We start from the raw sequence: 22,493 nt of genomic DNA, 5'->3' as shown, positions 1-22,493 counted from the left end.
TGAAACTTCTAAAGGCGCGGGTCGCGCATTGATGTACGCCCGCAAAGACTCCGTGCTTATACTATCCCCTCGCGCGCACGTCAAACGCCTGACGCAAGCCCTCGCCTATCATCACCAGCAAAAGTAGCATAATCGTCAGCGTACCGACGGTGGATAAGCCTATCCACCAGGCGTCTAAGTTGTCCTTGCCCTGCGCCAAGAGCTCACCCAAACTCGCCTGCGACGCGGGAACGCCCAAACCGAGGAAATCCAAGCTGGTCAGCGCAAGCACCGCGCCAGAGATGCGGAAAGGCAGAAACGCCAATACGGGCGTCAGGCTGTTGGGCAGGATGTGCCGCCACATAATCGCGCGGTTGCCCACGCCCATCGAACGCGCCGCCAAAACGTAATCCGCCTGACGGTTTTTCAAAAACTCGGCTCGGACGTAGTCCGACAGCCCCATCCAGCCGAACAACGACAGCAACACCAGCAATATCAGCAGACTGGGATTGAAAAACGAAGACAGGATAATCAAGAGGTAAAGTTCCGGCATCCCGCCCCAGATTTCGATAAAACGCTGCATCAAAAGGTCAGTCTTGCCGCCGAAATAACCCTGCACCGCGCCAGTGATCACGCCGATTACGGTCGTTACCAAGGTCAGTGCAAGGGCAAACAGCAGAGAATCGCGGAATCCGTAAACCAAACGCGCCAAGACATCGCGACCGCGGTCGTCTGTACCGAGCAAGTGCCTTTCGGACGGACTTGCAGGGTCGGGCTGCGTGTCGAAATCATTGAGCGTATCGGCATCGTAGGGATTGGGCAGATAAACGGCGTAATTGCCGTTTGACGTGATGTTGCCGCGTATAAGCGGATCGAGGTAATCGGCAGGCGTATCGAAATCGCCGCCGAACACGGTTTCGTTGTATTCGTTTACCAGCGGAAAATAATATTCGCCCTGATAACGTATCCACAAGGGCTTGTCGTTGCTCCACAAAGGCGCAAGCAGCGCGACGGCGAACAAAACGGCTAAAACCCGCAACGCGAACCAGCCGCGTTTGTGTTGCTTGAATGCCTGCCAAGTGGGGTTTGAGGTGTGTGTTTTCATAATTGGGTTGCACAAAGGTCGTTTGAATATTCAAATCATTAAATGATAAAGAAATTCTGCCACTTTCTCGGCTAACGTTTCATGTGGCAATTTACTCTCCACAATATCGACCATCAAATCATCCAAACCAGTATTATATTGAATATCAATGCCTTGAATTTCCAAAAATGTCAGCATTACTGCCAATCCGGTACGCTTGTTTCCATCAACAAAAGCATGACCTTTTGCCAAAGCTACGCCATACCATGCTGCTATCTCAAAAGCATTATCAATTTGATTGTAATAAATTTGCTGGTCAACTCTGCCTAAAACACTTTCCAAGCGTCCTAAATCGACCCCTGCTTTACCTACTTTGGTTTGATACAGGATTTCATCATGTACAAAAATAACAAAATTTGTATTTATATTATTCATTTATAAGCCAACTTTTCCAATTCTGACTTATGCGCGGCAATTACGCGCTTTGCGCTATGCATGACCAACCGTTTGGTTGCTTCATCATCCTGCAATTCCATACGGACTACTTTTGCACCATCGTTTTTATGTTCGCGGCTTTCTTCAGAAATATCTTTTAAACGTTTAATCATATTTAACTCCATAATTCTTTAAGTTTTCAGACGACCTATTTCTGTCCGCCGAAATGAATGCGCGGATCGACCCACGAATAAGAAATATCCGACACCAATTTCGCCAGCAAACCCATCAGCGTGAACACATACAGCGTCCCCATCACCACCGGATAATCGCGCTTCATCACCGCCTCGTAGGAAAGCAGACCCAGCCCGTCGAGCGAGAACAAGGTTTCAATCAGCAGGCTGCCGGTGAAAAACGCGCCGATAAAGGCAGCGGGAAAGCCGGTAATCAGCGGAATCATCGCGTTGCGGAAAACGTGTTTCCACAAAATCTGCTTTTCCGGCAAACCCTTGGCGCGGGCGGTATAGACATATTGGCGGCGGATTTCTTCAAGAAACACGTTTTTCGTCAACACCGTCGTTACCGCCAGACTGCCTGCCACCGAAGCCGTAATCGGCAGCGCCATGTGCCACAGATAATCCTTGATTTTGCCCGCCCACGACAGCGTGTCAAAATCATCGCCGACCAAACCGCCCTGCGGGAACCACGCAAAAAAGCTGCCTCCGCCAAACAACACCAGCAGCACCAAACCCAACACAAACGGCGGTATGGTATAACCGACCAGCACCACCATTCCCGTTACCACATCAAAACGGCTGCCGTCGCGCACCGCCTTGGCAATGCCCAACGGGATACAAATCAGATAAGTCAGGAAAAACGTCCACAAGCCCAAGCTCATCGACACCGGCATTTTCTGTTTGACCAGCTCGAACACGGTTTCATGATGGAAAAAACTCTTGCCCAAATCAAAACGGGCAAACCGCCACACCATATCCGCAAACCGCGTCAGCGGCGGCTTGTCGAAACCGTACAGCGCATTCAACGCCGCCAAATCTTCCGGACTGATGCGGTTACCGTTTTTCATGATATTGCCCGCCGTCGCATTCGCCGTCTCGCCGCTGACCGCACCATGCGTCAACTGCTGCACCATCTGCTCCACCGGCCCGCCCGGCACGAATTGGATAACGGCAAAAGTAATCGCCAAAATCCCCAACAGCGTGGGGATTAAGAGTAATAGGCGGTGGAGGATGTAACGGTACATACTTGGGGTATTCCTCTATTTGGGTTTTAAGGTCGTCTGAAAAGTACGGATTGCTTTCAGACGACCTATACTTTTAATACTTGTAAAAAATTTAACTGATAAGCCAGCTAATAAACCTATCCAGCAAATCTTTCTGATTATTGCCAGCCGCTTCGACCATTTCCAATGTCAAACTATCCGGCCACACAATAAAATATCCGTAACGCCCTTTTTTGATAAGCCCACCGGCTTTCTTACCTGTATCTGTCAAACGGTGGAACTTACCGTCTATTTCCTGCAAACCTGCATGACACAGTTTCGCATTGCATTCTTCCGTTGTTACTCCCCATTTTTCTGCCAGCTTAGCGACAGTCAATGTATCGTATTTTTTAGCAATTTCTATATTCTGATTTTTCTGCGAAACTTGCTCTTTTTCTACGACGTCAACTGAAATCTTAACTTCATCGCTAATACGGATAATACGCTGCGCTTCGCTATAAGCATCTTGATAGACTTCTCCATCTTCACTACGCTTCAGTAAGATACCCATTTCATTATTATTTATTTGGCTGAATTCATATAAATTCAGACTTGTAATAATGCAAGCATCTTCGCTGACATAACATTTTGCATGAAGATTCGGACAATAGCTTGTACGAACATAATTTAAATTTTTCAACCAGGCTGCCTCTGAAGGCTGCAATTCACTTTTACCATATACAATCCGCACATCAATTTTCATGCGGTCTTTGTCTTCTAAAAGCTCTTTTACCCTATCGTTTAATTTTAGATAAGGGCTAATCAAATAAAGCCGTTCCTGTGCATTTTTAATTAATTCTTCCAAGTAATACGTTGTACCGCTGGTATTTAAAAATTTTGCCATTTTCTTCTTTCCTGCAATGTTTATTTAATTTATTCGCGGGCAAAGCCCACGCTACACAGTTGCTTTATATTCTTCTGACAGTTGAAACAACAGACTTCACTATCACTTAGGTCGTCTGAAAATTGCTGCGGCAAACTTTCAGACGACCTCCCTTATTTCTCCAAAGCCTCTTGCAGTTTCTTCTCAATCAAATCCGCGTCAAACGATTTGGCAATCAGCTCGAAGCGCGAGTCGCGCCGCCATGAGACTTGGTTGGCGCCCCATTGCCCGTCCACCCAGTTGAGCCACACCCATGTGCCGAGCACTTGGAACACGCCTTTGGCGCGGACGAGGCCGTCTGTGAATTTGGGCAGGTCGTTGAAGAAGTTGGTCAGCTTTTCGCCGTCGAAATCGCGTCCGGCGGGGAAAGTGAAACCTTGCGACTGGAAGCCCATGGTGTTGTCCGGCAAAGCTTTGAGGCGGTAGCGTGATTTTTCGATGACGGGAATGTCAAGCCATTGGATGTCGAGTTGTGCGTTTTGGACTTCGACCACTTTGGCTTTGGGTGGGAACAGTTTTGCCGCTTTGTCGTGAAATTCGGCAAGCTGTTCGGGGGTGCATAAATCGGTTTTGCTGGCGACCAATACGTCGCAGATGCCGATTTGGTCTTTATACAATGCCTGCTGCGCGTAATCGGGATTGATGAACTGGCGCGGATCGACGACGGTAAAGACTGCGCCGATTTCCAAAAGGCTGTCCAGCGGTTTGGCTTTCAATTCGTCGATGACGCTGGCGGCGTGTGCCAGTCCGCTTGCCTCAATCATCAGGCGGTCGGGCTTGGCGTCGCGCAGCATTTTCTGCACGGTTACGCCCATTTGCGGGCCGGCGGTGCAACACAAACAGCCGCCGGCGATTTCTGCCACGGGGATGCCGTTGTCGCTCAATACGGCGCCGTCAATACCGATTTCGCCAAACTCGTTGACGATGATGACCCATTTTTCGTTCGGGTCTTTCTGTTCCATCAGGCTTTTAAGCGCGGTGGTTTTGCCTGTTCCCAGAAAACCTGAAATCAGGTGGACTTTAGTTTTTTTCACTTCTGACATTTTTTACAGATTCCAGTTAAAACAACGTGTTCTTCTTTTAGCGCAAAGCCGCTTTCGGCAACGCCTGCGCGCAATGCCGCCCATTCGTGGCTCAGGGTTTGCTCGTCTGCCGTGCCGCATTCGGTACAGACCAAAATAAACGCGCTATGGTGCGCTTCAGCTTCTTCGTGGTCGTGGCAATGGTCGTTGCACTCGTGCTGCGCGTGGCTGCACAAAATATAGCCGTTGACCGCCGCCACTTTGTGCAAAACGCCCTGCTCCGCCCAAAAATCAAGGGCGCGGTAGGCCGTCGGCGGCGCAACCACGCCCTCGCTTTGCTGCTGCATCTGCGACAAGACGTTGTAGGCTTTAATCACGCCGCTTTGCTGCAAAACGATATTGAGCACCTGCTCGCGCAAAGCGGTTACCTGTACGCCGTCACGGCGTGCCTGTTCGAGGATTTTTTGTTTGATTACGTGTTTCATAAAGGCTTTCAGACGACCTTAAAATTCTGAATGGAAAGGATTATATTATAACGTGTTTCCGTTTGGTTCAAACTGCCGTTATTTTCAGGAGCGAAAAACTTGGGAAACCCTTGGAAATAACGAATAATAGTCCTCCTTCAAAATCCAAATACCTGAAAATAAACCTGACATTTTACCGAGAGGAATGGCTCTCCCCCCTTTGTATCTGTTTAGAGGATTAAAAATTTCAAAACAAAGATCGTCTGAAGTTTCAGGCAACTTTTTTTGTTGTTTTTCCAACTTATTCATACTAAAACGAAAATTTTTACTTGTACCGGATAATTTGTGTGTTAGTATCCAAACACTAAATTGTTGACAATACAGCCCGATCCCGACTACCGGCCTTGCCGTGTATAGCCGCTTTCGGAGCGGATATAAAAAGTCGGACGGCGATTGCCGACAGAATCAAAAACAAGTCAACCAAAGGAGAAATTATGAACCACGACACATCATATTCCGGTATGCACAAACCGTCGTCGGACTTTGAAAGCCGTGAGGCATATTTGGAACATGAGCTGCAAATCATGCAGCCCAAACGCTGGCGGCTCAATCTGCCGTTTCGAGATTACCGCTTCGAACCTGAAGACCTGATTCCTGCTGTGGCGGGAACGATTGGTAAGGTAGTGATGGTCAGCGCGGTGGCGGCGGCGTTTGCTGTACCGTTGGGGCTGCCCGACACCTTTCTGCCGCAAAACGTCCGTTACGAGCTGTTGATTGCATCCGTCTTCATCCTGCTGCTTTCCGGCCTCTTTCTTCCCACTTCCAACTTACCCGGTACACACGGGCCGTTGATTCCGCTGATTCCCGTTGTCGTTGCTGCGGGCGGACATCCGCTGGCTTTCGGCTTGTTGATCGGGGTGTTCGGTTTCTTGTTGGGCATTACCAAGGGCGGCAGCCTGATGGCGAAACTGACGAGTAACGGTGTATGCGGCGGGCTGCTGCTGTATCTGGGCTTCGTCGGCACGACCGGACAGGTCAAGAAACTTTTTGAATGGGCGGGCAGCTTTGACAAAAGCTATATTGCCTTTATCGTGATCATCGGCACCATCCTGCTCTATGCGCTGCTTGAACATTGGCGCAAACGCTGGCTTGCCGTCCCGTTGGGCTGCGTGTTGGCAGGCTTTACCGCCTATCTTTTGGGTGCGCCGTTTTCCTTCCAAACCGCTCCTGGCCTGCCGCCCATGAGTCCTGCCTACTGGTGGGGTGAAAATACCGGCTGGATGATGGGTATGCCGACGATGGACAGCTTTTTGGTCGTGTTCCCCTTTGCCGTACTCGCCGTCGCCATGTGGTCGCCTGATTTCTTGGGACATCAAGTATTCCAAAAAATCAGCTACCCGGAGCGTTCCGAAAAAGCCTTGATGAACATCGACGACACTATGTTCACCTGTTCCGTCCGCCAAGTCGCAGGCTCGGTATTAGGCGGCGCGAACTTTACCTCTTCATGGGGAACCTATATCGTTCCCGCCTCTATCGCCAAACGCCCGATTCCCGCAGGCGCAATCCTGACGGCCTTGTTCTGCATCATCGCCTCCGTTTGGGGCTATCCTATGGATTTGGCGATTTGGCAGCCCGTATTGAGCGTTGCGCTGATTGTCGGCGTCTATGTTCCGCTTTTGGAAGCAGGCATGGAAATGACGCGCAAGGGTAAAACTACCCAATCTGCCGCCATCGTTGTGTTCTCTTCTGCGCTGGTCAATCCCGTTTTCGGCTGGTCGCTGACCATGCTTTTGGATAACTTGGGCTTGATCGGATGTAAAGAACGCAGCGCGGAACTTGGGTTTATGGGGCGCGTCGTCGTACCTACCGTCGGCTTTGTAATTCTCTGCGCAGCAATGGGCGCAGTAGGCATGCTGCCCGGTATTCCCGCCTTCCTCGAGCAGTTTAGAAATCTGCACTAGCGAAGCAGCGCGAGCGTTTCAGACAACCTTTTTAGCACTCAAGGTCGTCTGAAAACTGTGGATCTTGAATAAACCAAATAATCGACATTGGTTTGAAGTTTTAAAATAAAAGGTCGTCTGAAAAACTGATTTTCAGACGACCTTTCGTTATTTGAGATGTTAAGACAATAGATTCGGTAACGTCATTTCAGAAAAAAGTTTTTTGCCATTTACCGGCTGACTACGTCCTCCCCTTGTTTAGAAACCAAAAGCTGATCAATCTTCAGATTTTCGGTGTCGATGATTTCAAATTTATAGCCCGCGTAAACCAAAAAATCGGTGCGTTTCGGGATTTTGCGCAGGGAATACATCATAAAGCCGGCGATGGTTTCGTAGTTTTCCGAATTGGGAAATTCCTCAATGTCCAGCGCACGCATCACGTCGGCGAGCGGGGTCGCGCCGTCCACCAGCCAGGTATCTTCGGTGCGGCGGATGATTTGCGGCTCTTCTTCGGTATTGACCAGCTCGCCCATGACGATGCTCATCACGTCTTTCAGCGTTACTACGCCGACCACCAGCGCGTATTCGTTCACCACCACGGCAAAGTCTTCGCCGGAAGTTTTAAAGGTTTCCAATACATCGTAAAGCGACAGCGTGTCTGGGATGAACAAGGCTTTGCGCAACACGCGCTTGTCGGTCAGGCGGACGTCTTTTTCTTTTAAAAACAAAGTCAGCAGCGTGTGTGATTCGATGTAGCCGATGACGCGTTCCAAATCGCCATCACACACCAAGAATTTGTTGTGCGGTTTTTCCGACATGATTTCCAACACGGTATCGCTGCCGTCATTTTTATCGAAATAGGCGATGTATTCGCGCGTGCTCATGGTGGAAGTTACCGTGCGCGCCTGCATGTCGAAGATATTTTCAATCAGGTAGTGTTCCTGCTCTTTCAATACACCCGCCTGTGCGCCCGCATCGACGACGGCGTAAATGTCTTCCGAAGTCAGCTGCTCTTGGCGGACGGTGGAAATTTTGAAGAGTTTGAATATCGCGTTCGCCAGTCCGTCAAATGTCCAAACGAAAGGCTTTAGGATAAAAATCAAAAACATCATCGGCCGCACAATGCGCACTGCCACCGCTTCGGGATGGGTCATCGCTATGCGCTTGGGCATCAGGTCGGCAATCAGGATGAAGCTGCCCGTAACCAGCGCGAATGTCAGCAGCGACGCGGCGGTACTGCCCCAACTGCCCGCGTTTGCCAACAAACCGCCAAAATAAGGGCGCACCGCCGCTTCGCCGACGATACCGGCGAGAATGGCGACGGCGTTCAAACCGATTTGGACGACGGTGATGAAGCTGCCCGGCTGCTGCTGCATATTGAGCACATCCAGCGCGCGCGTGTCGCCGCCGTCTTTAGCCATCACTTGCAACTTGATTTTGCGCGCCGAGGCGAGCGCGAGTTCGGAACAGGAAACAAATGCGCTGATAACGATCAGCAGGCACAATAATAATAAGGCTTCGAGGATATTCATGAAAAACGGTGTGTGTGGCAAACAGAGGACATTTTAGCATTAAAGGTCGTCTGAAAATTTCAGACGACCTTTTTGCCAACCATACTTACCAATCGCGCGGGGCAACCAGTTCTTCGATGTCCGCATCTTCAAAGCCGTAGCTTTGGGCGATGTATTCCATATCGGTGGCAATCATGTCTCTGGCGACGGTCTCGATTTCGCTGTCGTTTTCATCAAACTCTTCAGCCAATTCGTTGAAGCGTTCGGTAGCTGCGTGGGTCAGTTCGTATAGGGCGTCGAGATTTTCGGGCTGTTCGGTTTCGATTTGGCGGCACAGTTCAACCAGGATGTTTTCTCCTTTTTGCACGAGTTTGTGCGGGAAATAATCGTCGTCGTACATATCCTGCAAAAAGGTGTGGTTTGCCAATTCGGTGTTGTTCAGTTGATGACGTGTAGTCATGATTTTCCTTTTCTATTTAGCAGATGGATTTTAAAAAAAGGTCGTCTGAAAGCGCAGCTTCAACGAAGTTAAAACGGTTTTGAGATTTTCAGACGACCTCTGTGGATTGTGGGCGACAGATTAGCTTTTTCCTTCAAACATATGGCTTAACTTTTGGCGGTAAAGCGTTTGTTGACGCGCAGGCGTTCGCCGCGGCCGGCTTTTTTGATTTCCAGCCAGTCGGTGTAGATGGCGTGGATGAGGTGGTTTATGGTTTCAAAGCCGTATTGCTGCGGGTCGGTGCCTTGTGCGGCGAGTTGCTTCGATACGTCGCTCAAACGCGCCCAGCCTTGTTCGTCGGCGTGGGTGTCGACTGCCTGCTGTACAGCGGGGATAACGCGGGTAACGGGCAGTTTGCTGCTTTTGGCGGCGGGTTCGGGTTTGGCGGGTGTCGGTTGCGCGGTGTCTGCCGCAGGGTTTGGTGCAGTATTTTCGTTTTTGGTTGGGTTGGTTTTTTTGCTGCGCGTTTTGCGTTTTTGCGCGGCGTTGGGGTCGTCTGAAACGGTTTCTTCTGCCTGATGGGTTGCCACTGGGTTTTCAGACGACCTCTCTGTCGGCTTGTCGGCGGATTTGCGGCGGCGGACTTGGAGTTGGTTGTTGTCGGTGCGGTGTTCGAAGATGTCGAAGGATTTGATGAGGTCGGAGAGTTTGCCGTAGCCGTACAGCCTTGAGTCGAAATCGGGATTGATTTTGCTGATGTAGCTGCCGATGGGACCGAGGTTCGCCCAGCCGAGGTCGTCGGCGTTTTCGCGCACGGCGCGTTTGAGCAGGGACAGCGCGTCAGGGGCGGCGGCAGGGGTGTTTTTGCCGCTGTTTTTCTCTTTTTCTTGGCGTTGTTTTTCGGGACGGAAGATTTCGGTGTAGATGAATTTGTCGCAGGCTTTGCGGAAGGCTTCGGGCGTTTTCTTTTCGCCGAAACCGTACACGGTCAGCCCGCTTTCGCGCAGGCGGCTTGCCAGGCGGGTGAAGTCGGAATCGCTGGATACGATGCAGAAGCCGTCGAAGTTGCCGCTGTATAGCAAATCCATCGCGTCGATGACCAGCGCCATATCGGTGGCGTTTTTGCCTTTGGTGTAGGCGAATTGTTGGACGGGGATGATGGCGTGGGGCAGGAGGGCGGCTTTCCATTTGGAAAGGCCGTGGCTCCAGTCGCCGTAGATGCGCTTGACGCTGGCGATGCCGTATTTGGCAACTTCTTCGAGCAGGCGGTCGATGATGTCGGCGGGGGCGTTGTCGGCGTCGATGAGGACGGCGAGTTTTTTGTTGGCCAATGTGGTCATGGGGACTCCGTGGTATTCATGTCAGTCGAGGTCGTCTGAAAACCGGTTTTCAGACGACCTCGATCTTTTAAAGCATATCTTGTATGGCGGCGCGTTCTTCTTCCAGCTCCGCCAGTGTCGCGGCGATGCGTTGGCGGCTGAACTCATCCGACAAGTCCAAGCCTTGGACGATGCGGTAGCTGCCTGCGTCGCAAATGACGGGGAAACCGAAAATCAAACCTTCGGGGATGCCGTAAGAGCCGTCGGAAGGAACGCCCATCGTTATCCATTTGCCGCTGCTGCCGAGCAGCCAGTCGCGCAGGTGGTAGATGGCGGCATTCGCGGCGGAGGCGGCGGACGACGAACCGCGCGCGGCGATGATGGCGGCACCGCGTCCGGCGATTTTCGGCATGAAGACTTCGGTGTTCCAATCGGGTTCGGTAATCATGTCTTTGACGGACTCGCCGTTGCTGGTGGCGTAGCGGTAGTCGGCGTACATGGTCGGGCTGTGGTTGCCCCAGACGCACATTTGCTCGATGGAAGGAATCGGGCGGTTGATTTTCTCGGCGACTTGGCTGACGGCGCGGTGGTGGTCGAGACGCATCAGGGCGGTGAAGTTTTCCGGCGGGATGTCGGGCGCGGATTTCATGGCGATGTAGGCGTTGGTGTTGGCAGGGTTGCCGACGACGAGGACTTTGACGTCGCGATGGGCAACTTTGTTCAACGCCGCGCCTTGTACTTTGAAAATTTCGGCGTTGGCGTGCAACAGGTCGGCGCGTTCCATGCCTTTGATACGCGGACGCGCACCAATCAACAAAGCAATGTCGGCATCTTTGAAGGCGACTTCGGGGTCGTCTGTCGCGAAAATGTCGGCAAGAAGCGGGAAAGCGCAATCCTGCATTTCCATAATCACGCCGCGCAATGCCTGCTGCGCCTGTGGCAGGTCGAGCAGTTGCAGGATAACGGGTTGGTCGCGTCCGAGCATAATGCCGCCGGCGATACGGAATAGGGTAGCATAGGCAATTTGTCCTGCCGCGCCGGTAACGGCGATTCGGACGGGGGGCTTGAGCGTCATGTTTTTCCTTTTGAAGTCGTTGTTTTACTTAATTTACGAATTATAACAGCATTGAGTAGTTGAGAATAAAAAGGTCGTCTGAAACTTGAGGATGGGTTTTCAGACGACCTTTTCGATTTTGGCAAATGCTGAAATTCTGCTTAAGGTAGGAGCTTGCCCGGATTCATGATGTTGTGAGGGTCAAGCTGGGCTTTGATGGCGCGCATCAGAGCGATTTCCGACGGGGTGCGGACGCTGGGGAGCCAGTGTTTTTTGATAGTGCCGATACCGTGTTCCGCTGCGATGGTACCGTGGCAGGCGAGAATGTGTTCATAGACGATGGTGTTTACGGCATCTTCGTAGCGGTAAGCATCGTTGCTCAAAACGTCGGGCAGGAAAGTGTTGTAATGCAGGCTGCCGTCGCCCAAATGTCCGAAGCAGACAATCTGTATGCAGGGAAAGCGGGCTTCCAAAGCGGGGGCGCATTGACGGACAAAGGCGGCGACTTGGGAAATCGGGACGGCGATGTCGTGTTTGATGCTGGTGCCGAGCTTGCGCTGGGATGCGGAAATGTTTTCACGCAGCGTCCACAGTTCGAGGCGTTCTTGTTCGGATTGCGCGATGATGCTGTTTTCTTGGCCGTTTTGATAGAGAAACTCGGCAAGTTTTTCGTCGAGCGCGGCATCGGGAACGGAGTCGGTCAGTTCGAGCAGGACATGCCAGTTTGCATCGGTCGGCTGTTTAAGACGGCTGAACTCGGAAGACAATGCCAAAGCGTAGCGGCTGATAAGCTCGAAACTGGTTAGACGTTCGGCAAAATGCCCTTGTACGGCTGTTAAAAGCTCTACGGCAGATTCGATGTCGTCCAGCCCTACCCACGCGGTAGCTATGGTTTGCGGACGGGCGAAGAGTTTGAGCGTGGCGGCGGTAATAATGCCGAGCGTGCCTTCGCTGCCGATGAAGAGGTGGCGCAGGTCGTAGCCGGTGGTATTTTTGTGCAGCGGTTGGAGATGGGAAACAAGTTCGCCATTGGGTAGGACGACTTCCAAACCCAATACCAAGTCGCGCATACTGCCATAGCGTAAAACGTTTAATCCGCCGGCGTTGCAGGCGATATTGCCGCCGATTTCGCACGAACCTTCGCTGGCAAGACTGAGGGGAAACAGCCTGCCTGCTTCGGCAGCCGCTTTTTGGACGTTTTGCAGGATTACGCCCGCTTCGACGGTGATGCTGTTGTCGGCAAGGTTGATTTCGCGGATGCGGTTGATTTTAGAGAGATTGAGTAGCACGCCGCTGGAGGCTACCGCAGCGCCGCACAAACCGGTATTGCCGCCCTGCGGGGTAACGGGGATACGGTGTTCAAAACAAAACCGCATGATTTTTTGTACATTTTCTATGGAATGCGGTTGCAAGATGATGTCGGGTTCGGAAACAAAACGGCGACGCTGGTCGTTTAGGAGAGCCGGAGTGGCTTCGAGGATTTCGGCAGGAGAAAGGAATTCAAGAAAGCGGTCGTACAGATTGGACATGGCGGGAAGCAGGAATGGTTTATATGTGTACGGGGATTATATAGCGGATAAGGGGGCGCGAAAAACGGTAAAGGTCGTCTGAAAAATAAAAAAAAGCAGGATACAATCCGTATCCTGCTTTTTTAACTGTAAAAATATTATTTTGCAGCAGAAGCGGCTTCAGTAGCAGCAGAGGCAGCTTCGGTAGCGGCAGAAGCGGCTTCAGTAGCAGCAGATGCAGCTTCGGTAGCAGCAGCTTCGGTAGCAGAAGCAGCAGCTTCAGTAGCAGCAGATGCAGCCTCAGTAGCAGCAGATGCAGCCTCAGTAGCAGCAGATGCAGCTTCAGAAGCGGCAGAAGCGGCAGTGTCAGCAGCTTTGTCGCCACAAGCAGCCAAAGCCAAAGAGAACAGAGCAGCAGCAATCAGAGATTTTTTCATTTTGAGAACCTTCTTTAAATCGATTTAAATAAAAACGGAACAAATGAAACGGCATTAAGCCGTTCCATTAGAGTAAAAATTCATTGCTGAATTTCCTGCATTATGCCCCACAGCATGGCTCGGTGCAACGATACAGACGAATTAGTAATTTTTTAGTAACTTCTAATCAATCCGGAATGGACGAAAGATGGGGATAAACCTAATCAACATAGGTTGTTATTCAGGCTCTATTCGAAATAGACCATATCGTAAAATTTATTGATTTCATGTATTTACATTTAAACAATACGCAATCGGCTTCTATTTCTGATTTGTTTGAATAATCTAAACAAAATCATTATACACAGAAACAAAAGTTGTAAAAAAGTTACACCAGTATAAAAATTATCAAAATTTACGCTTTTGCATAATTTTGGTTAAATATTGTCTGTTTTTATTGGTAATTGTTAATTTTATGAATCTTTAAGATAAATATCCGTGCATGACGGCGGTGTGTTAGAATATTTGAGATTTGTTGGCAGAGGGTTGTCAATAAAGCCTATTTTGATAAACGGTCATGATAAAGGATAAAAAATGGCTATTAAAAAAAATTCCGTGGTTTCGCTTCACTATGAAATGTACGATGCGGACAACCAACTGCTGGACAAAACCGAAGAACCTATTGCCTATCTGCACGGCGGATATGACGGCATTTTCCCTTTGGTGGAAGAAGCTTTGCACGAAAAAAACGTCGGCGATACAGTTGAAGTTGCGCTGTCTCCCGATGATGCGTTCGGCGAACAAGATCCCGGCTTAGTGCGCATCGAAGATTTAAGTGTGTTCCCGGTTGAAGTGGAAGTCGGCATGATGTTTGAAGCCGATGATCCTGAAACCGGCGACGTCTTGATTTACCGCGTAACCGACGTAGCAGACGGCAAAGCCGTAGTAGACGGCAACCATCCGCTTGCCGGCATGAAAATTTTGTTTAAAGCGACAGTTGACGGCGTACGCGATGCGACTGAAGAAGAAATTGCACACGGCCACGTTCACGGCCCGCACGGTCATCATCACTAATTAAGTTGATTGACAATCTAAAAGGTCGTCTGAAAGCAGGATTGGGTTTCTGTTTTCAGACGACCTTTTTGTATGCTGCAAACCCATATCCAAATATAGCTGAAACATTCCGACAACCATCAAAATCAAGCTGCTTCCCTATCGCCCAAAAATTTTGGGATAAGTCAAACTAAGCAAGGAAATCTGGGTCTGAAGGTTTGTTTTCTCTAAATTATTAGGAACGTGCAATCTTATTTATATTAAGATTCGGTTTATTGTAAACAGGCGAATTGTGTCATGAGCGAACATTTGGAAGAGCAGGCTCTGGGCTTGGGAATTGATTTGGGTTTCCACGACATCGGTGGAATTTATCATGAGACCAAACCCGAGGTTTTGGAAGGGATTGTTGGGGCTTTGCAGCAGGACGGTTTTTCAGACGACCTTTATTTGAATACTTTAGTGGCGCATGAAAACGGTCAGGAATCTTTGCAAATGCCTTCCGAGTTTCGTGGCGCGGTTGAAATTTGCTTGGAAGACGAAGCGGGCGGGCGGCAGGTTTTGTCGTTAAATCATGGCGAGGACGGCGTGCTTTGGGTTGCGCTGCCTGCTTTGGCTTGCGGCTATTACACATTGTTTACAGAAGTTGAAGGCATTGTCCGCAAGGTACGGCTGGTGGTTGCGCCGCAGTCGGTTTATCAGCCGAAAACGCTGGAACACGGTTTGCGCATGAACGGACTGACAACGCATCTGTACAGCCTGCGTTCGCAACGGAACTGGGGCATCGGGGATTTTACCGATTTGCTGGATTTGATGGCGTTTGCGGCGGATAAGCAACTGGATTTCGTCGGCATCAATCCGCTGCATGCGCTTTTCAGTGCCAAGCCTGCTTTTGCCAGCCCGTACAGCCCGTCTTCGCGCGAATGGCTCAATCCGATTTATCTGGATGTGGAAAAGGTCGGCGCGTTTACTTACAACGAAAAGCTGAAAAACTGGCTCAAGCAGCCGAATATCTGCCAGCGCATTGCGGCGTTGCGGATTACGGAAACCGTCGCTTATACGGCGGTTTGGGCGTTCAAGCGCGATGCTTTGCAGAGGGCGTTTGACGCGTTTGAAAACGACGGATGCGAAGCCGCCGAACAAGAGCGGGCGGCATTTGACGCCTTTGTCGAAGAACGCGGCTGGGCTTTGGAAGGCTTCGGTTTGTTTGAGGCGTTGGATCAGTATTACAACCGCTCCGGTGAAGTGGGTTGGCTGTCTTGGCCGGCGGAGTTTCATGATCCGCATGGTGAGGCAGTTCAAAGATTTGCACAGGGCCATCGCCGCGAAATCCGTTTTTATATGTGGCTGCAATGGCTTTGCGCGGAGCAGTTGCGCGAAGTGAACGAGACGGCTGCGGCGCGCGGCGTGAAGCTCGGAATTTACGGCGATTTGGCGGTCGGCGTGGCACGCGGCAGTGCGGATACTTGGCTCAACCGCGCCGATTATTGTATGGATATGGCGGTCGGCGCGCCGCCCGATCCGTTCAGCCCGACGGGGCAAAACTGGGATTTGCCGCCGCTCAATCCGATGATGTTGAAGCACACAGGTTATGAGAAGTTCGTCCGCCTTTTGCGTGAAAATATGCGGCTTTACGGTATCTTGCGCATTGATCATGTGATGGCTTTGTGCCGTCTGTGGTGGGTTGCGGGCAAGACGGCGGACTTTGGCGCGTATGTGCATTACGACGCGGATGTGATGTTTGCCATCCTGGCTTTGGAAAGCCGGCGGAACCAATGCGTGGTCATCGGCGAGGATTTGGGAACGGTACCCGACCAAGCGCGGTATTTGCTGAACCGCTATCAGGTGTTTTCTTATAAGGTCGTGTATTTCAGCAAAGGCTGGCACGGCTTTGAATGGCCCGAAGAATATCCCGAACAGGCGATTACGGTGGTCAGTACGCACGATGTCGCGCCCTTGGCAGGCTATTGGACGGGCAAGGATTTGGATTTGATGTTCCGCTTGGGTACGATTCCCGATGCGGAAACTTTTCAGACGACCTTGGAAGCGCGCGAACACGATAAGGCGGATTTGTTTGATAAGTTGAAACACGCCGGCTGCCTGCCTGCCGACGCCGAGATGTCGTCTGAAATTGACGAAACGCTGTTAACCGCCTTGCACCGGTATGCCGCCATGAGCCGCAGCAAACTGTATGCGGTGCAACTGGAAAACCTGCTGGGCATGAGCGACAACCTGAATGTGCCGGGCGTTTCCGAGGGTTATCCCAACTGGGCGCGCAAAATGCCTGTCGCGCTTGAAGATTTTCCCCACAACCGCCTGATAGGCGGCCAACTTGCCATGATTGGAGAGGTACGCATGAAGAAAAACAGCCGGATGAAGCCTTATCACGAGCTTGACCAAGTCGAACGCGACACGGTCGAAAGCCTGTTTCTTGCCACCCACAGCGATTTGTTCGCCTATTTGGGACGACACCGCCTTGTCGAAGGCGACGAGGTCGTGCGGACTCTGATTCCGAACGCTTGGGGCGTGGATATTGTCAACCGTGAAAGCGGCGAGGTGATTACGTCGTCTGAAAAAGTCGATGAACGCGGATTCTTTGTTGCCGTGTTGCCCGAAGGTGCGCCCGATTATGCGTTGAACGTCCGTTATGCCGAAGATGCCGAGCCTGTGCGCGAAGAAGACCCTTACCGCTTCGGCTCCGCCTTGAAGGACATGGATTCTTGGTTGCTGGCGGAAGGCAAACACCTGCGCCCTTATGAAACTTTGGGCGCGCATTTTGCCGAAGTGGACGGCGTGAAAGGCGTGAGCTTTGCCGTATGGGCACCGAACGCGCAGCGCGTGTCCGTCATCGGCGAATTCAACCACTGGGACGGCCGCCGCCACGTCATGCGTTTCCACCGCGACAACGGCATTTGGGACATCTTCATCCCCGCCGTCAAACTCAACGCCCTCTACAAATTTGAAATCCGCGATGCCAACGGCGATGTGCGGCAAAAAACCGACCCGTATGCCTTCGGCGCAGAGTTGCGTCCGAATACGGCGTCTGTCGTGCGCGGTTTGCCGGAAAAAGTCGAAACACCCGACTTCCGCGCCCGCGCCAACGCCATTGACGCGCCCATCAGTATTTATGAAGTGCATTTAGGTTCGTGGAAACGCAATCCCGAAAACAACTTCTGGCTGACTTACGAACAGCTCGCCAAAGAATTGGTCGCATACGTCAAAGACATGGGATTCACCCATATAGAATTCCTGCCCGTGTCCGAATATCCGTTTGACGGCTCGTGGGGCTATCAGGCGACCGGATTGTATGCGCCGACCAGCCGTTTCGGTTCGCCCGACGAATTGCGCGCCCTGATTAAAGCCGCCCACGACGAAGGCATCGGCGTCATTCTCGACTGGGTAGTCGGACACTTCCCGACCGACGACCACGGGCTTGCCAAGTTTGACGGCACCGCGCTGTACGAACACGCCGACCCGCGCGAAGGCTACCACCAAGACTGGAACACCCTGATTTACAACTTCGGCAGGAACGAAGTCAAAAACTTCCTGCAAGGCAATGCCCTGTATTGGATAGAGCGTTTCGGTTTCGACGGTATCCGCGTGGACGCCGTCGCCTCCATGATTTACCGCAACTACTCGCGCAAAGACGGTGAATGGATACCCAACCAATACGGCGGCCATGAAAACCTCGAAGCCATCGCCTTCCTGCGCGATACCAACACCATGCTGAAAGAGGTTGTCCCCTCTGCCACCGAAATCGCCGAAGAATCGACCTCGTTCGCCAACGTAACCCGCCAAGAAGGCTTGAACTTCAGTTACAAATGGAACATGGGCTGGATGAACGACACCTTGCGCTACATGATGGAAGACCCCATCAACCGCAAATACCACCACAACAAAATGACCTTCGGCATGATGTACCAATACAGCGAAAACTTCGTCCTGCCGCTCTCACACGACGAAGTCGTACACGGCAAACGCTCGCTGCTCGGAAGGATGCCGGGCGACTGCTGGCAGCAATTCGCCAACCTGCGCGCCTACTACGGCTTCATGTACGGATTCCCCGGCAAAAAACTCCTGTTTATGGGCAACGAGTTCGCGCAAGGCAGAGAGTGGAACTACAACGAAGGGCTGGATTGGTTCCTGCTCGACCAAGAAGGCGGCTGGCACAAAGGCGTACAAAACTTCGTGCGCGATTTGAACCGCGTCTATAAAGACACCGCGCCGCTTTACCAGCTCGATCAATGGCCGGAAGGCTTCGAATGGCTGGTTGCCGACGACGGCAACAATTCCGTCTTCGTCTTCGAACGCCGCGACCGCGAAGGCAACCGCGTCATCGTCATCAGCAACTTCACGCCCGTCGTCCACGACAGCTACCGCTTCGGCGTGAACGAAGCCGGCGAATACCGCGAAATCCTCAATTCAGACGACCCCGACTACAACGGCAGCGGCGTATCCGCCGGACAAACCCTGCAGACCGAAGAAATCTGGTCGCACGGCAGACCCAACTCGCTCGCCGTCAAAGTACCGCCGCTGGCAACGGTTTACCTCTACAAAGCCGCCGAGCCCAGGGCAACGGAGGCAGCCGATCAGGCAGAAGGCGAAGCGTGAGCTTGAGCTGAACTTGGTTTTAAACAAGACAAGTTCAAACAAACTGTTCTGCTTTTTTCAGACGACCTTTTGAGATGAAGGGGTCGTCTGAATTTTTTTTGGGATGGCAGATAAAGTTTGATATGCCCGATTACATCGGTTTTGACTGGTAAGGGATGTTGTGTAAAGACAAACGGATATGACAAAAGGTCGTCTGAAAATACTTTCCTCTTCATTGAGGGTGAGTTTTCAGACGACCTCCGTTCAAACTGCTACGCCCGCCAGTTTGCCGATAAGACCGGTTACCGCCAATGCCGCCACGCCCCACAGGCACACGCGCAAGACAGCAGGGGCGACGGGTGCGCCGCCGAGTTTGGCGGAGGCGTAGCCCAGCGCGGCGAGTCCGCATAAAGTGGTTGCCGTCAGCGTAGGGATAAGGGCGGTGGGGGCGGTCAGTGCGACCAGCAGCGGCAGTATGGCGCCGGCGCAGAACGAACCGGCGGAGGCAAGCGCGGCCTGCATGGGCTTGGCGGCGGAGGTTTCGGTGATGCCGATTTCGTCGCGTGCATGGGCGGAGAGCGCGTCGTGTTGCATCAGGGCTTGTGCGACTTCGGCGGCAAGCGCGTCGGATAAACCGCGGCGGCGGTAAATTTCGGTCAGTTCTGCCAGTTCGGCATCGGGATTGGCTTCCAATTCGTAGCGTTCTTTGTGTAAATCGGCTTTTTCCGTGTCCGACTGGCTGGATACGGAAACGTATTCTCCCGCCGCCATCGAAACCGCGCCGCCGATCAGGGCGGAAACGCCCGTCAGCAGCAGGGTTTGAAAATCGGGTGCGGCGGCCGCGACGCCCGTCAGCAGCGAGGCGGTGGAAATCAGGCCGTCGTTCGCGCCCAATACGCTCGCGCGCAGCCAGTTGTTGCGGTTGCTGAAATGGCGTTCGCTGTGTTGTGAATACATGGTAAGTGTTCCGGTAGTGTTTTGCGTTATGGTAGCACCGTATCGGTTTATCGGGGGCGGCGTAATCATATGTTTGCAAGCTGAAAATCCGGTCATACTTGATAATAATTGTCGCTCAAACGGGTTTGTGGTATAAATCTTAGAAATTTAGCTCTAAACTCTAATAACCGCCCGATTAACCGAGAATCATGATGACACACACCGAATCAAGCGCGCAGCCGTCAACTATGGACACGGCTGCTTTTTTAAAGCACATCGAATCTGCATTCCGCCACATTTTTTCAGACGACCTCAACCTCATGCAGTACCTGCCTGAAGACAAATGGCTTGCCTTGAAGCAGGCGGGTTTGCTGTTGCCCTTCCTCGACAAAAAACACGGCGGCCGCAAGGGCAGCCAGTTTGAAATCCAAGAAGTCCTGCGGATTGCGGGGCATTACGGCGTCCCCGTTACCCTGCGTACCGGCATCGAAGGCGCGCTGGTGTTGCAGCCTCTGCAAGAATTCGGCGACGAAGCGCAAATCGCGCAAGGTTTGGAGATGATTTTCAAAGGCGAGGGCGGCGGTTTGGGCATTACCGAACCCGAAACCTCCGGCGCGGCGATTGCCCGCGAAATGCAGTCCTACTACGAATATACCGACGATCAAACCATTTACGTCAATGCCACGAAATACTGGCAGGGCAACTCGCAAAGCGACTTCCTCCTCGTTGCCGCCAAAGAGCGTAAAAACGGTAAACTCTCCAAAGTCATCAACCTGCTGCTCGTTCCCAAAGAATACATCCGCTACGAAGCTCTCACATCCGAAGGTCTGCGCGCCGTCCGTTATGCCGTCAACCGCATTGATGCCGAAATGCCCGCCGCCGCCGTCATGAAACTCTCTCAGAGCGACGCCGCCGGTTTGCGCGCGTTTCAAAACATCTTTATCCGCAGCCGCCTTCAACTGATCGGCATGACGCACGGCATCATGGAATACATCCTTGAAAACTTGAACCAATACGTCCGCAACGACATCAAATTCGTCGATTACGAACGCCGCGAAATCCAACGCCGCCATCAGGTTTCCGAAATCCTTTATCGCTACGTCTGCCATTCCGTTTCGCCCGTCGCTCCCGTCGCCCATCAATTGATGGAGGCAAACATCATCAAAACCCTCGCCACGGAATACACTTACGCCGCCGCTCAAATGTTGCAAAAACTCTTGGGCGCGAAGGGTTTTGAACGCGGACACACCGCCAGCAATATCGCTATCGACATTCGTCCCTTCACCATCTTCGAAGGTCCGAACGATATGCTTTATGCCGAAATTTACGACCAGTTTGTCCGTGCCACCGCCGAAGAAAAAGAAGCAGGCATTAAGTTGGACAAAAACCAAACCCTGCTCGACCGCCTGCAAACCGATGCCCGCTTTGCCGCCGTTGCCCGCGATTACACTTTGCCCGAAGACATCCTCAGCTTCCTGCAGGAACACACACTGACCGACGCCTGCGCCCTGCAAAAAGTCTTCATCGGTAAAATCATCGCCCGACTCTTCGTCTTCGTACAGGCGGAAAACGAAGATACGGCAGCCTTCCTGCTGAACGACATCCGCAAGGATATATTGGATTGCCGATATTGCGGTTGATGGTTTAAATCAGAAAGGTCGTCTGAAATCGGTTTCAGACGACCTTTTTAAATCCGCAACTGGCGGGGCTTTGTTTTTAATGCTAAGGCCTGGGATGAAGCACACGTTATCCAGTCTTAATCCCTTAGTAGAGAGGGGCTTTCTTATCCACTCCAGTGAATCAGTCATTCAACCGCAGGGCATCCTGTTTACCATGCTCGCAAACAAGGCAAAACATGCCTGACCTACCTATCAATGTCATCTGAAACAAAGTTTTTGTTTTCAGGTGACCTAATCTTTTTTTGCAAAATTTGAGGATAAGAAGGTTTACGTAAATACAACAGAAATAACTGGAAAATCTTTTTGTGTAGCTTTGAAGAAATGTGAAGTTTATTTTAACTTTGACGTACCGAAAAGGTTATTGAAAACCCTGAGACATTAGTATGATATTTAAGGCCAATCTGCTTCAGCCCCCAATTTTTAATAGTCAAATAAAAGGCACTGCTTTAAGCAGTGCCTTTAGAATTTGGCAGAGAGGAAGGGATTCGAACCCTCGATACGCTATTCACGTATACACGCTTTCCAGGCGTGCGACTTAAACCACTCATCCACCTCTCTGTGGAATTAAACATATTTTGTTGCCTGATATTGTATCTTAATCAGACAAATAAATCTATTCAATAAAAAATCCGGATAAGCCGGATAATTGATTTGGTGCCCAGGAGAAGACTCGAACTTCCACACCCGTGAGGATACTAGCACCTGAAGCTAGCGCGTCTACCAATTCCGCCACCTGGGCAATTAGGATGGAGATAAGCAAAGCGGCACGACCAAAAGCTTTGGTGCCCAGGAGAAGACTCGAACTTCCACGCCCGTGAGGACACTAGCACCTGAAGCTAGCGCGTCTACCAATTCCGCCACCTGGGCTTTGCTTTATTTCCTGTTTTGCGTTACAGTGATTGACT

18 protein-coding genes and 3 tRNA genes are annotated in these 22,493 nt (G+C 51.5%); 4 read left to right on the top strand and 17 right to left on the bottom strand.

From position 1 onward, the window contains the following. Nucleotides 1-61: 61 nt before the first annotated feature. The 7 genes from DBY90_RS02470 to DBY90_RS02445 form a co-directional block, all read right to left on the bottom strand. Complete coding sequence (locus DBY90_RS02470) at nt 62-1,084, bottom strand: ABC transporter permease (protein WP_003740704.1); 1,023 nt, start codon at nt 1,082-1,084, stop codon at nt 62-64. 30 nt (nt 1,085-1,114) lie between these two features. Next, nucleotides 1,115-1,498 carry a type II toxin-antitoxin system death-on-curing family toxin gene (locus DBY90_RS02465; RefSeq protein ID WP_070492417.1) on the bottom strand — a complete coding sequence of 128 codons (384 nt, stop codon included), beginning with the start codon at nt 1,496-1,498 and terminating at the stop codon, nt 1,115-1,117. Further along, the gene (locus tag DBY90_RS13085; protein WP_167390275.1) at nt 1,495-1,671 is read right to left on the bottom strand and encodes a hypothetical protein; all 177 of its coding nucleotides are present in this window, start codon (nt 1,669-1,671) and stop codon (nt 1,495-1,497) included. The genes DBY90_RS02465 and DBY90_RS13085 overlap by 4 nt, the downstream gene beginning before the upstream one ends. Before the next feature lie 35 nt (nt 1,672-1,706). Then, nucleotides 1,707-2,759, bottom strand: coding sequence for an ABC transporter permease subunit (locus tag DBY90_RS02460; RefSeq protein ID WP_070492418.1), 1,053 nt, complete (start codon nt 2,757-2,759; stop codon nt 1,707-1,709). A 91-nt stretch (nt 2,760-2,850) separates the two neighbouring features. Further along, complete coding sequence (locus DBY90_RS02455) at nt 2,851-3,621, bottom strand: phospholipase D family protein (RefSeq protein WP_083286720.1); 771 nt, start codon at nt 3,619-3,621, stop codon at nt 2,851-2,853. A 152-nt stretch (nt 3,622-3,773) separates the two neighbouring features. Beyond that, nucleotides 3,774-4,703 carry a CobW family GTP-binding protein gene (locus tag DBY90_RS02450; RefSeq protein WP_003757856.1) on the bottom strand — a complete coding sequence of 310 codons (930 nt, stop codon included), beginning with the start codon at nt 4,701-4,703 and terminating at the stop codon, nt 3,774-3,776. After that, entirely contained in the window at nt 4,691-5,167 is a 477-nt protein-coding gene (locus DBY90_RS02445) for a Fur family transcriptional regulator (protein WP_070492419.1), read from the bottom strand. Before DBY90_RS02445 ends, DBY90_RS02450 begins: the two co-directional genes overlap by 13 nt. Before the next feature lie 473 nt (nt 5,168-5,640). Between DBY90_RS02445 and DBY90_RS02440 the strand changes: the two genes are divergently transcribed. After that, on the top strand, nt 5,641-7,107 hold the full coding sequence (locus DBY90_RS02440) for a DUF3360 family protein (RefSeq protein WP_199904689.1): 1,467 nt from the start codon (nt 5,641-5,643) through the stop codon (nt 7,105-7,107). Between the two features lie 209 nt (nt 7,108-7,316). Here DBY90_RS02440 and paeA read toward each other — a convergent pair whose 3' ends face one another. The 6 genes from paeA to DBY90_RS12610 form a co-directional block, all read right to left on the bottom strand. Further along, complete coding sequence (paeA, locus tag DBY90_RS02435) at nt 7,317-8,618, bottom strand: polyamine export protein PaeA (protein ID WP_070492420.1); 1,302 nt, start codon at nt 8,616-8,618, stop codon at nt 7,317-7,319. A gap of 85 nt (nt 8,619-8,703) precedes the next feature. Continuing rightward, nucleotides 8,704-9,057, bottom strand: a complete 354-nt coding sequence (locus DBY90_RS02430; protein WP_070492421.1) for a DUF5713 family protein — start codon at nt 9,055-9,057, stop codon at nt 8,704-8,706. 146 nt (nt 9,058-9,203) lie between these two features. After that, on the bottom strand, nt 9,204-10,376 hold the full coding sequence (locus DBY90_RS02425) for an NYN domain-containing protein (protein ID WP_070492422.1): 1,173 nt from the start codon (nt 10,374-10,376) through the stop codon (nt 9,204-9,206). A gap of 67 nt (nt 10,377-10,443) precedes the next feature. Further along, a complete protein-coding gene (locus DBY90_RS02420; protein ID WP_070492423.1) occupies nt 10,444-11,430 on the bottom strand; it encodes a malate dehydrogenase in 987 nt (328 codons plus the stop codon). A 140-nt stretch (nt 11,431-11,570) separates the two neighbouring features. Then, on the bottom strand, nt 11,571-12,938 hold the full coding sequence (locus tag DBY90_RS02415; RefSeq protein ID WP_070492424.1) for an FAD-binding oxidoreductase: 1,368 nt from the start codon (nt 12,936-12,938) through the stop codon (nt 11,571-11,573). A gap of 137 nt (nt 12,939-13,075) precedes the next feature. Continuing rightward, nucleotides 13,076-13,354: a hypothetical protein gene (locus tag DBY90_RS12610; RefSeq protein ID WP_045073051.1), complete on the bottom strand. Its 279-nt coding sequence runs from the start codon at nt 13,352-13,354 to the stop codon at nt 13,076-13,078. Nucleotides 13,355-13,927: 573 nt separating this feature from the next. On the opposite strand from DBY90_RS12610, the gene DBY90_RS02405 reads away from it, so the two are divergent. Both DBY90_RS02405 and glgB read left to right on the top strand, forming a co-directional pair. Further along, nucleotides 13,928-14,407, top strand: coding sequence for an FKBP-type peptidyl-prolyl cis-trans isomerase (locus DBY90_RS02405; protein WP_070492426.1), 480 nt, complete (start codon nt 13,928-13,930; stop codon nt 14,405-14,407). 276 nt (nt 14,408-14,683) lie between these two features. Further along, a complete protein-coding gene (gene glgB, locus DBY90_RS02400; RefSeq protein ID WP_070492427.1) occupies nt 14,684-18,994 on the top strand; it encodes a 1,4-alpha-glucan branching protein GlgB in 4,311 nt (1,436 codons plus the stop codon). A gap of 243 nt (nt 18,995-19,237) precedes the next feature. On the opposite strand, the gene DBY90_RS02395 is transcribed toward glgB, so the two are convergent. Further along, nucleotides 19,238-19,930, bottom strand: coding sequence for a VIT1/CCC1 transporter family protein (locus tag DBY90_RS02395; RefSeq protein ID WP_070492428.1), 693 nt, complete (start codon nt 19,928-19,930; stop codon nt 19,238-19,240). Between the two features lie 191 nt (nt 19,931-20,121). On the opposite strand from DBY90_RS02395, the gene DBY90_RS02390 reads away from it, so the two are divergent. Next, entirely contained in the window at nt 20,122-21,549 is a 1,428-nt protein-coding gene (locus tag DBY90_RS02390) for an acyl-CoA dehydrogenase family protein (RefSeq protein ID WP_107986522.1), read from the top strand. Between the two features lie 506 nt (nt 21,550-22,055). On the opposite strand, the gene DBY90_RS02385 is transcribed toward DBY90_RS02390, so the two are convergent. The 3 genes from DBY90_RS02385 to DBY90_RS02375 form a co-directional block, all read right to left on the bottom strand. Beyond that, nucleotides 22,056-22,146: transfer RNA gene (locus DBY90_RS02385), tRNA-Ser, on the bottom strand. A 94-nt stretch (nt 22,147-22,240) separates the two neighbouring features. Then, a tRNA-Leu gene (locus DBY90_RS02380) sits at nt 22,241-22,327 on the bottom strand. 41 nt (nt 22,328-22,368) lie between these two features. Next, nucleotides 22,369-22,455 (bottom strand) — tRNA-Leu (locus DBY90_RS02375). Between the last annotated feature and the right edge of the window lie 38 nt (nt 22,456-22,493).

The organism is Neisseria mucosa, assembly GCF_003044445.1.
GTDB lineage: Bacteria > Pseudomonadota > Gammaproteobacteria > Burkholderiales > Neisseriaceae > Neisseria > Neisseria mucosa_A.
This window is presented reverse-complemented; position numbering and strand designations above follow the sequence as displayed.

Excerpts from the sequence above, each read along its gene's own strand:
- DBY90_RS02390 (WP_107986522.1), top strand. The coding sequence starts at position 20,122 with ATGACACACACCGAATCAAGCGCGCAGCCGTCAACTATGGACACGGCT.
- DBY90_RS02430 (WP_070492421.1), bottom strand. The coding sequence starts at position 9,057 with ATGACTACACGTCATCAACTGAACAACACCGAATTGGCAAACCACACC.
- DBY90_RS12610 (WP_045073051.1), bottom strand. The coding sequence starts at position 13,354 with ATGAAAAAATCTCTGATTGCTGCTGCTCTGTTCTCTTTGGCTTTGGCT.
- DBY90_RS13085 (WP_167390275.1), bottom strand. The coding sequence starts at position 1,671 with ATGATTAAACGTTTAAAAGATATTTCTGAAGAAAGCCGCGAACATAAA.
- DBY90_RS02445 (WP_070492419.1), bottom strand. The coding sequence starts at position 5,167 with ATGAAACACGTAATCAAACAAAAAATCCTCGAACAGGCACGCCGTGAC.
- DBY90_RS02460 (WP_070492418.1), bottom strand. The coding sequence starts at position 2,759 with ATGTACCGTTACATCCTCCACCGCCTATTACTCTTAATCCCCACGCTG.
- DBY90_RS02415 (WP_070492424.1), bottom strand. The coding sequence starts at position 12,938 with ATGTCCAATCTGTACGACCGCTTTCTTGAATTCCTTTCTCCTGCCGAA.
- DBY90_RS02450 (WP_003757856.1), bottom strand. The coding sequence starts at position 4,703 with ATGTCAGAAGTGAAAAAAACTAAAGTCCACCTGATTTCAGGTTTTCTG.
- DBY90_RS02425 (WP_070492422.1), bottom strand. The coding sequence starts at position 10,376 with ATGACCACATTGGCCAACAAAAAACTCGCCGTCCTCATCGACGCCGAC.
- DBY90_RS02465 (WP_070492417.1), bottom strand. The coding sequence starts at position 1,498 with ATGAATAATATAAATACAAATTTTGTTATTTTTGTACATGATGAAATC.
- DBY90_RS02470 (WP_003740704.1), bottom strand. The coding sequence starts at position 1,084 with ATGAAAACACACACCTCAAACCCCACTTGGCAGGCATTCAAGCAACAC.
- paeA (WP_070492420.1), bottom strand. The coding sequence starts at position 8,618 with ATGAATATCCTCGAAGCCTTATTATTATTGTGCCTGCTGATCGTTATC.
- DBY90_RS02405 (WP_070492426.1), top strand. The coding sequence starts at position 13,928 with ATGGCTATTAAAAAAAATTCCGTGGTTTCGCTTCACTATGAAATGTAC.
- DBY90_RS02455 (WP_083286720.1), bottom strand. The coding sequence starts at position 3,621 with ATGGCAAAATTTTTAAATACCAGCGGTACAACGTATTACTTGGAAGAA.
- DBY90_RS02420 (WP_070492423.1), bottom strand. The coding sequence starts at position 11,430 with ATGACGCTCAAGCCCCCCGTCCGAATCGCCGTTACCGGCGCGGCAGGA.
- glgB (WP_070492427.1), top strand. The coding sequence starts at position 14,684 with ATGAGCGAACATTTGGAAGAGCAGGCTCTGGGCTTGGGAATTGATTTG.
- DBY90_RS02440 (WP_199904689.1), top strand. The coding sequence starts at position 5,641 with ATGAACCACGACACATCATATTCCGGTATGCACAAACCGTCGTCGGAC.
- DBY90_RS02395 (WP_070492428.1), bottom strand. The coding sequence starts at position 19,930 with ATGTATTCACAACACAGCGAACGCCATTTCAGCAACCGCAACAACTGG.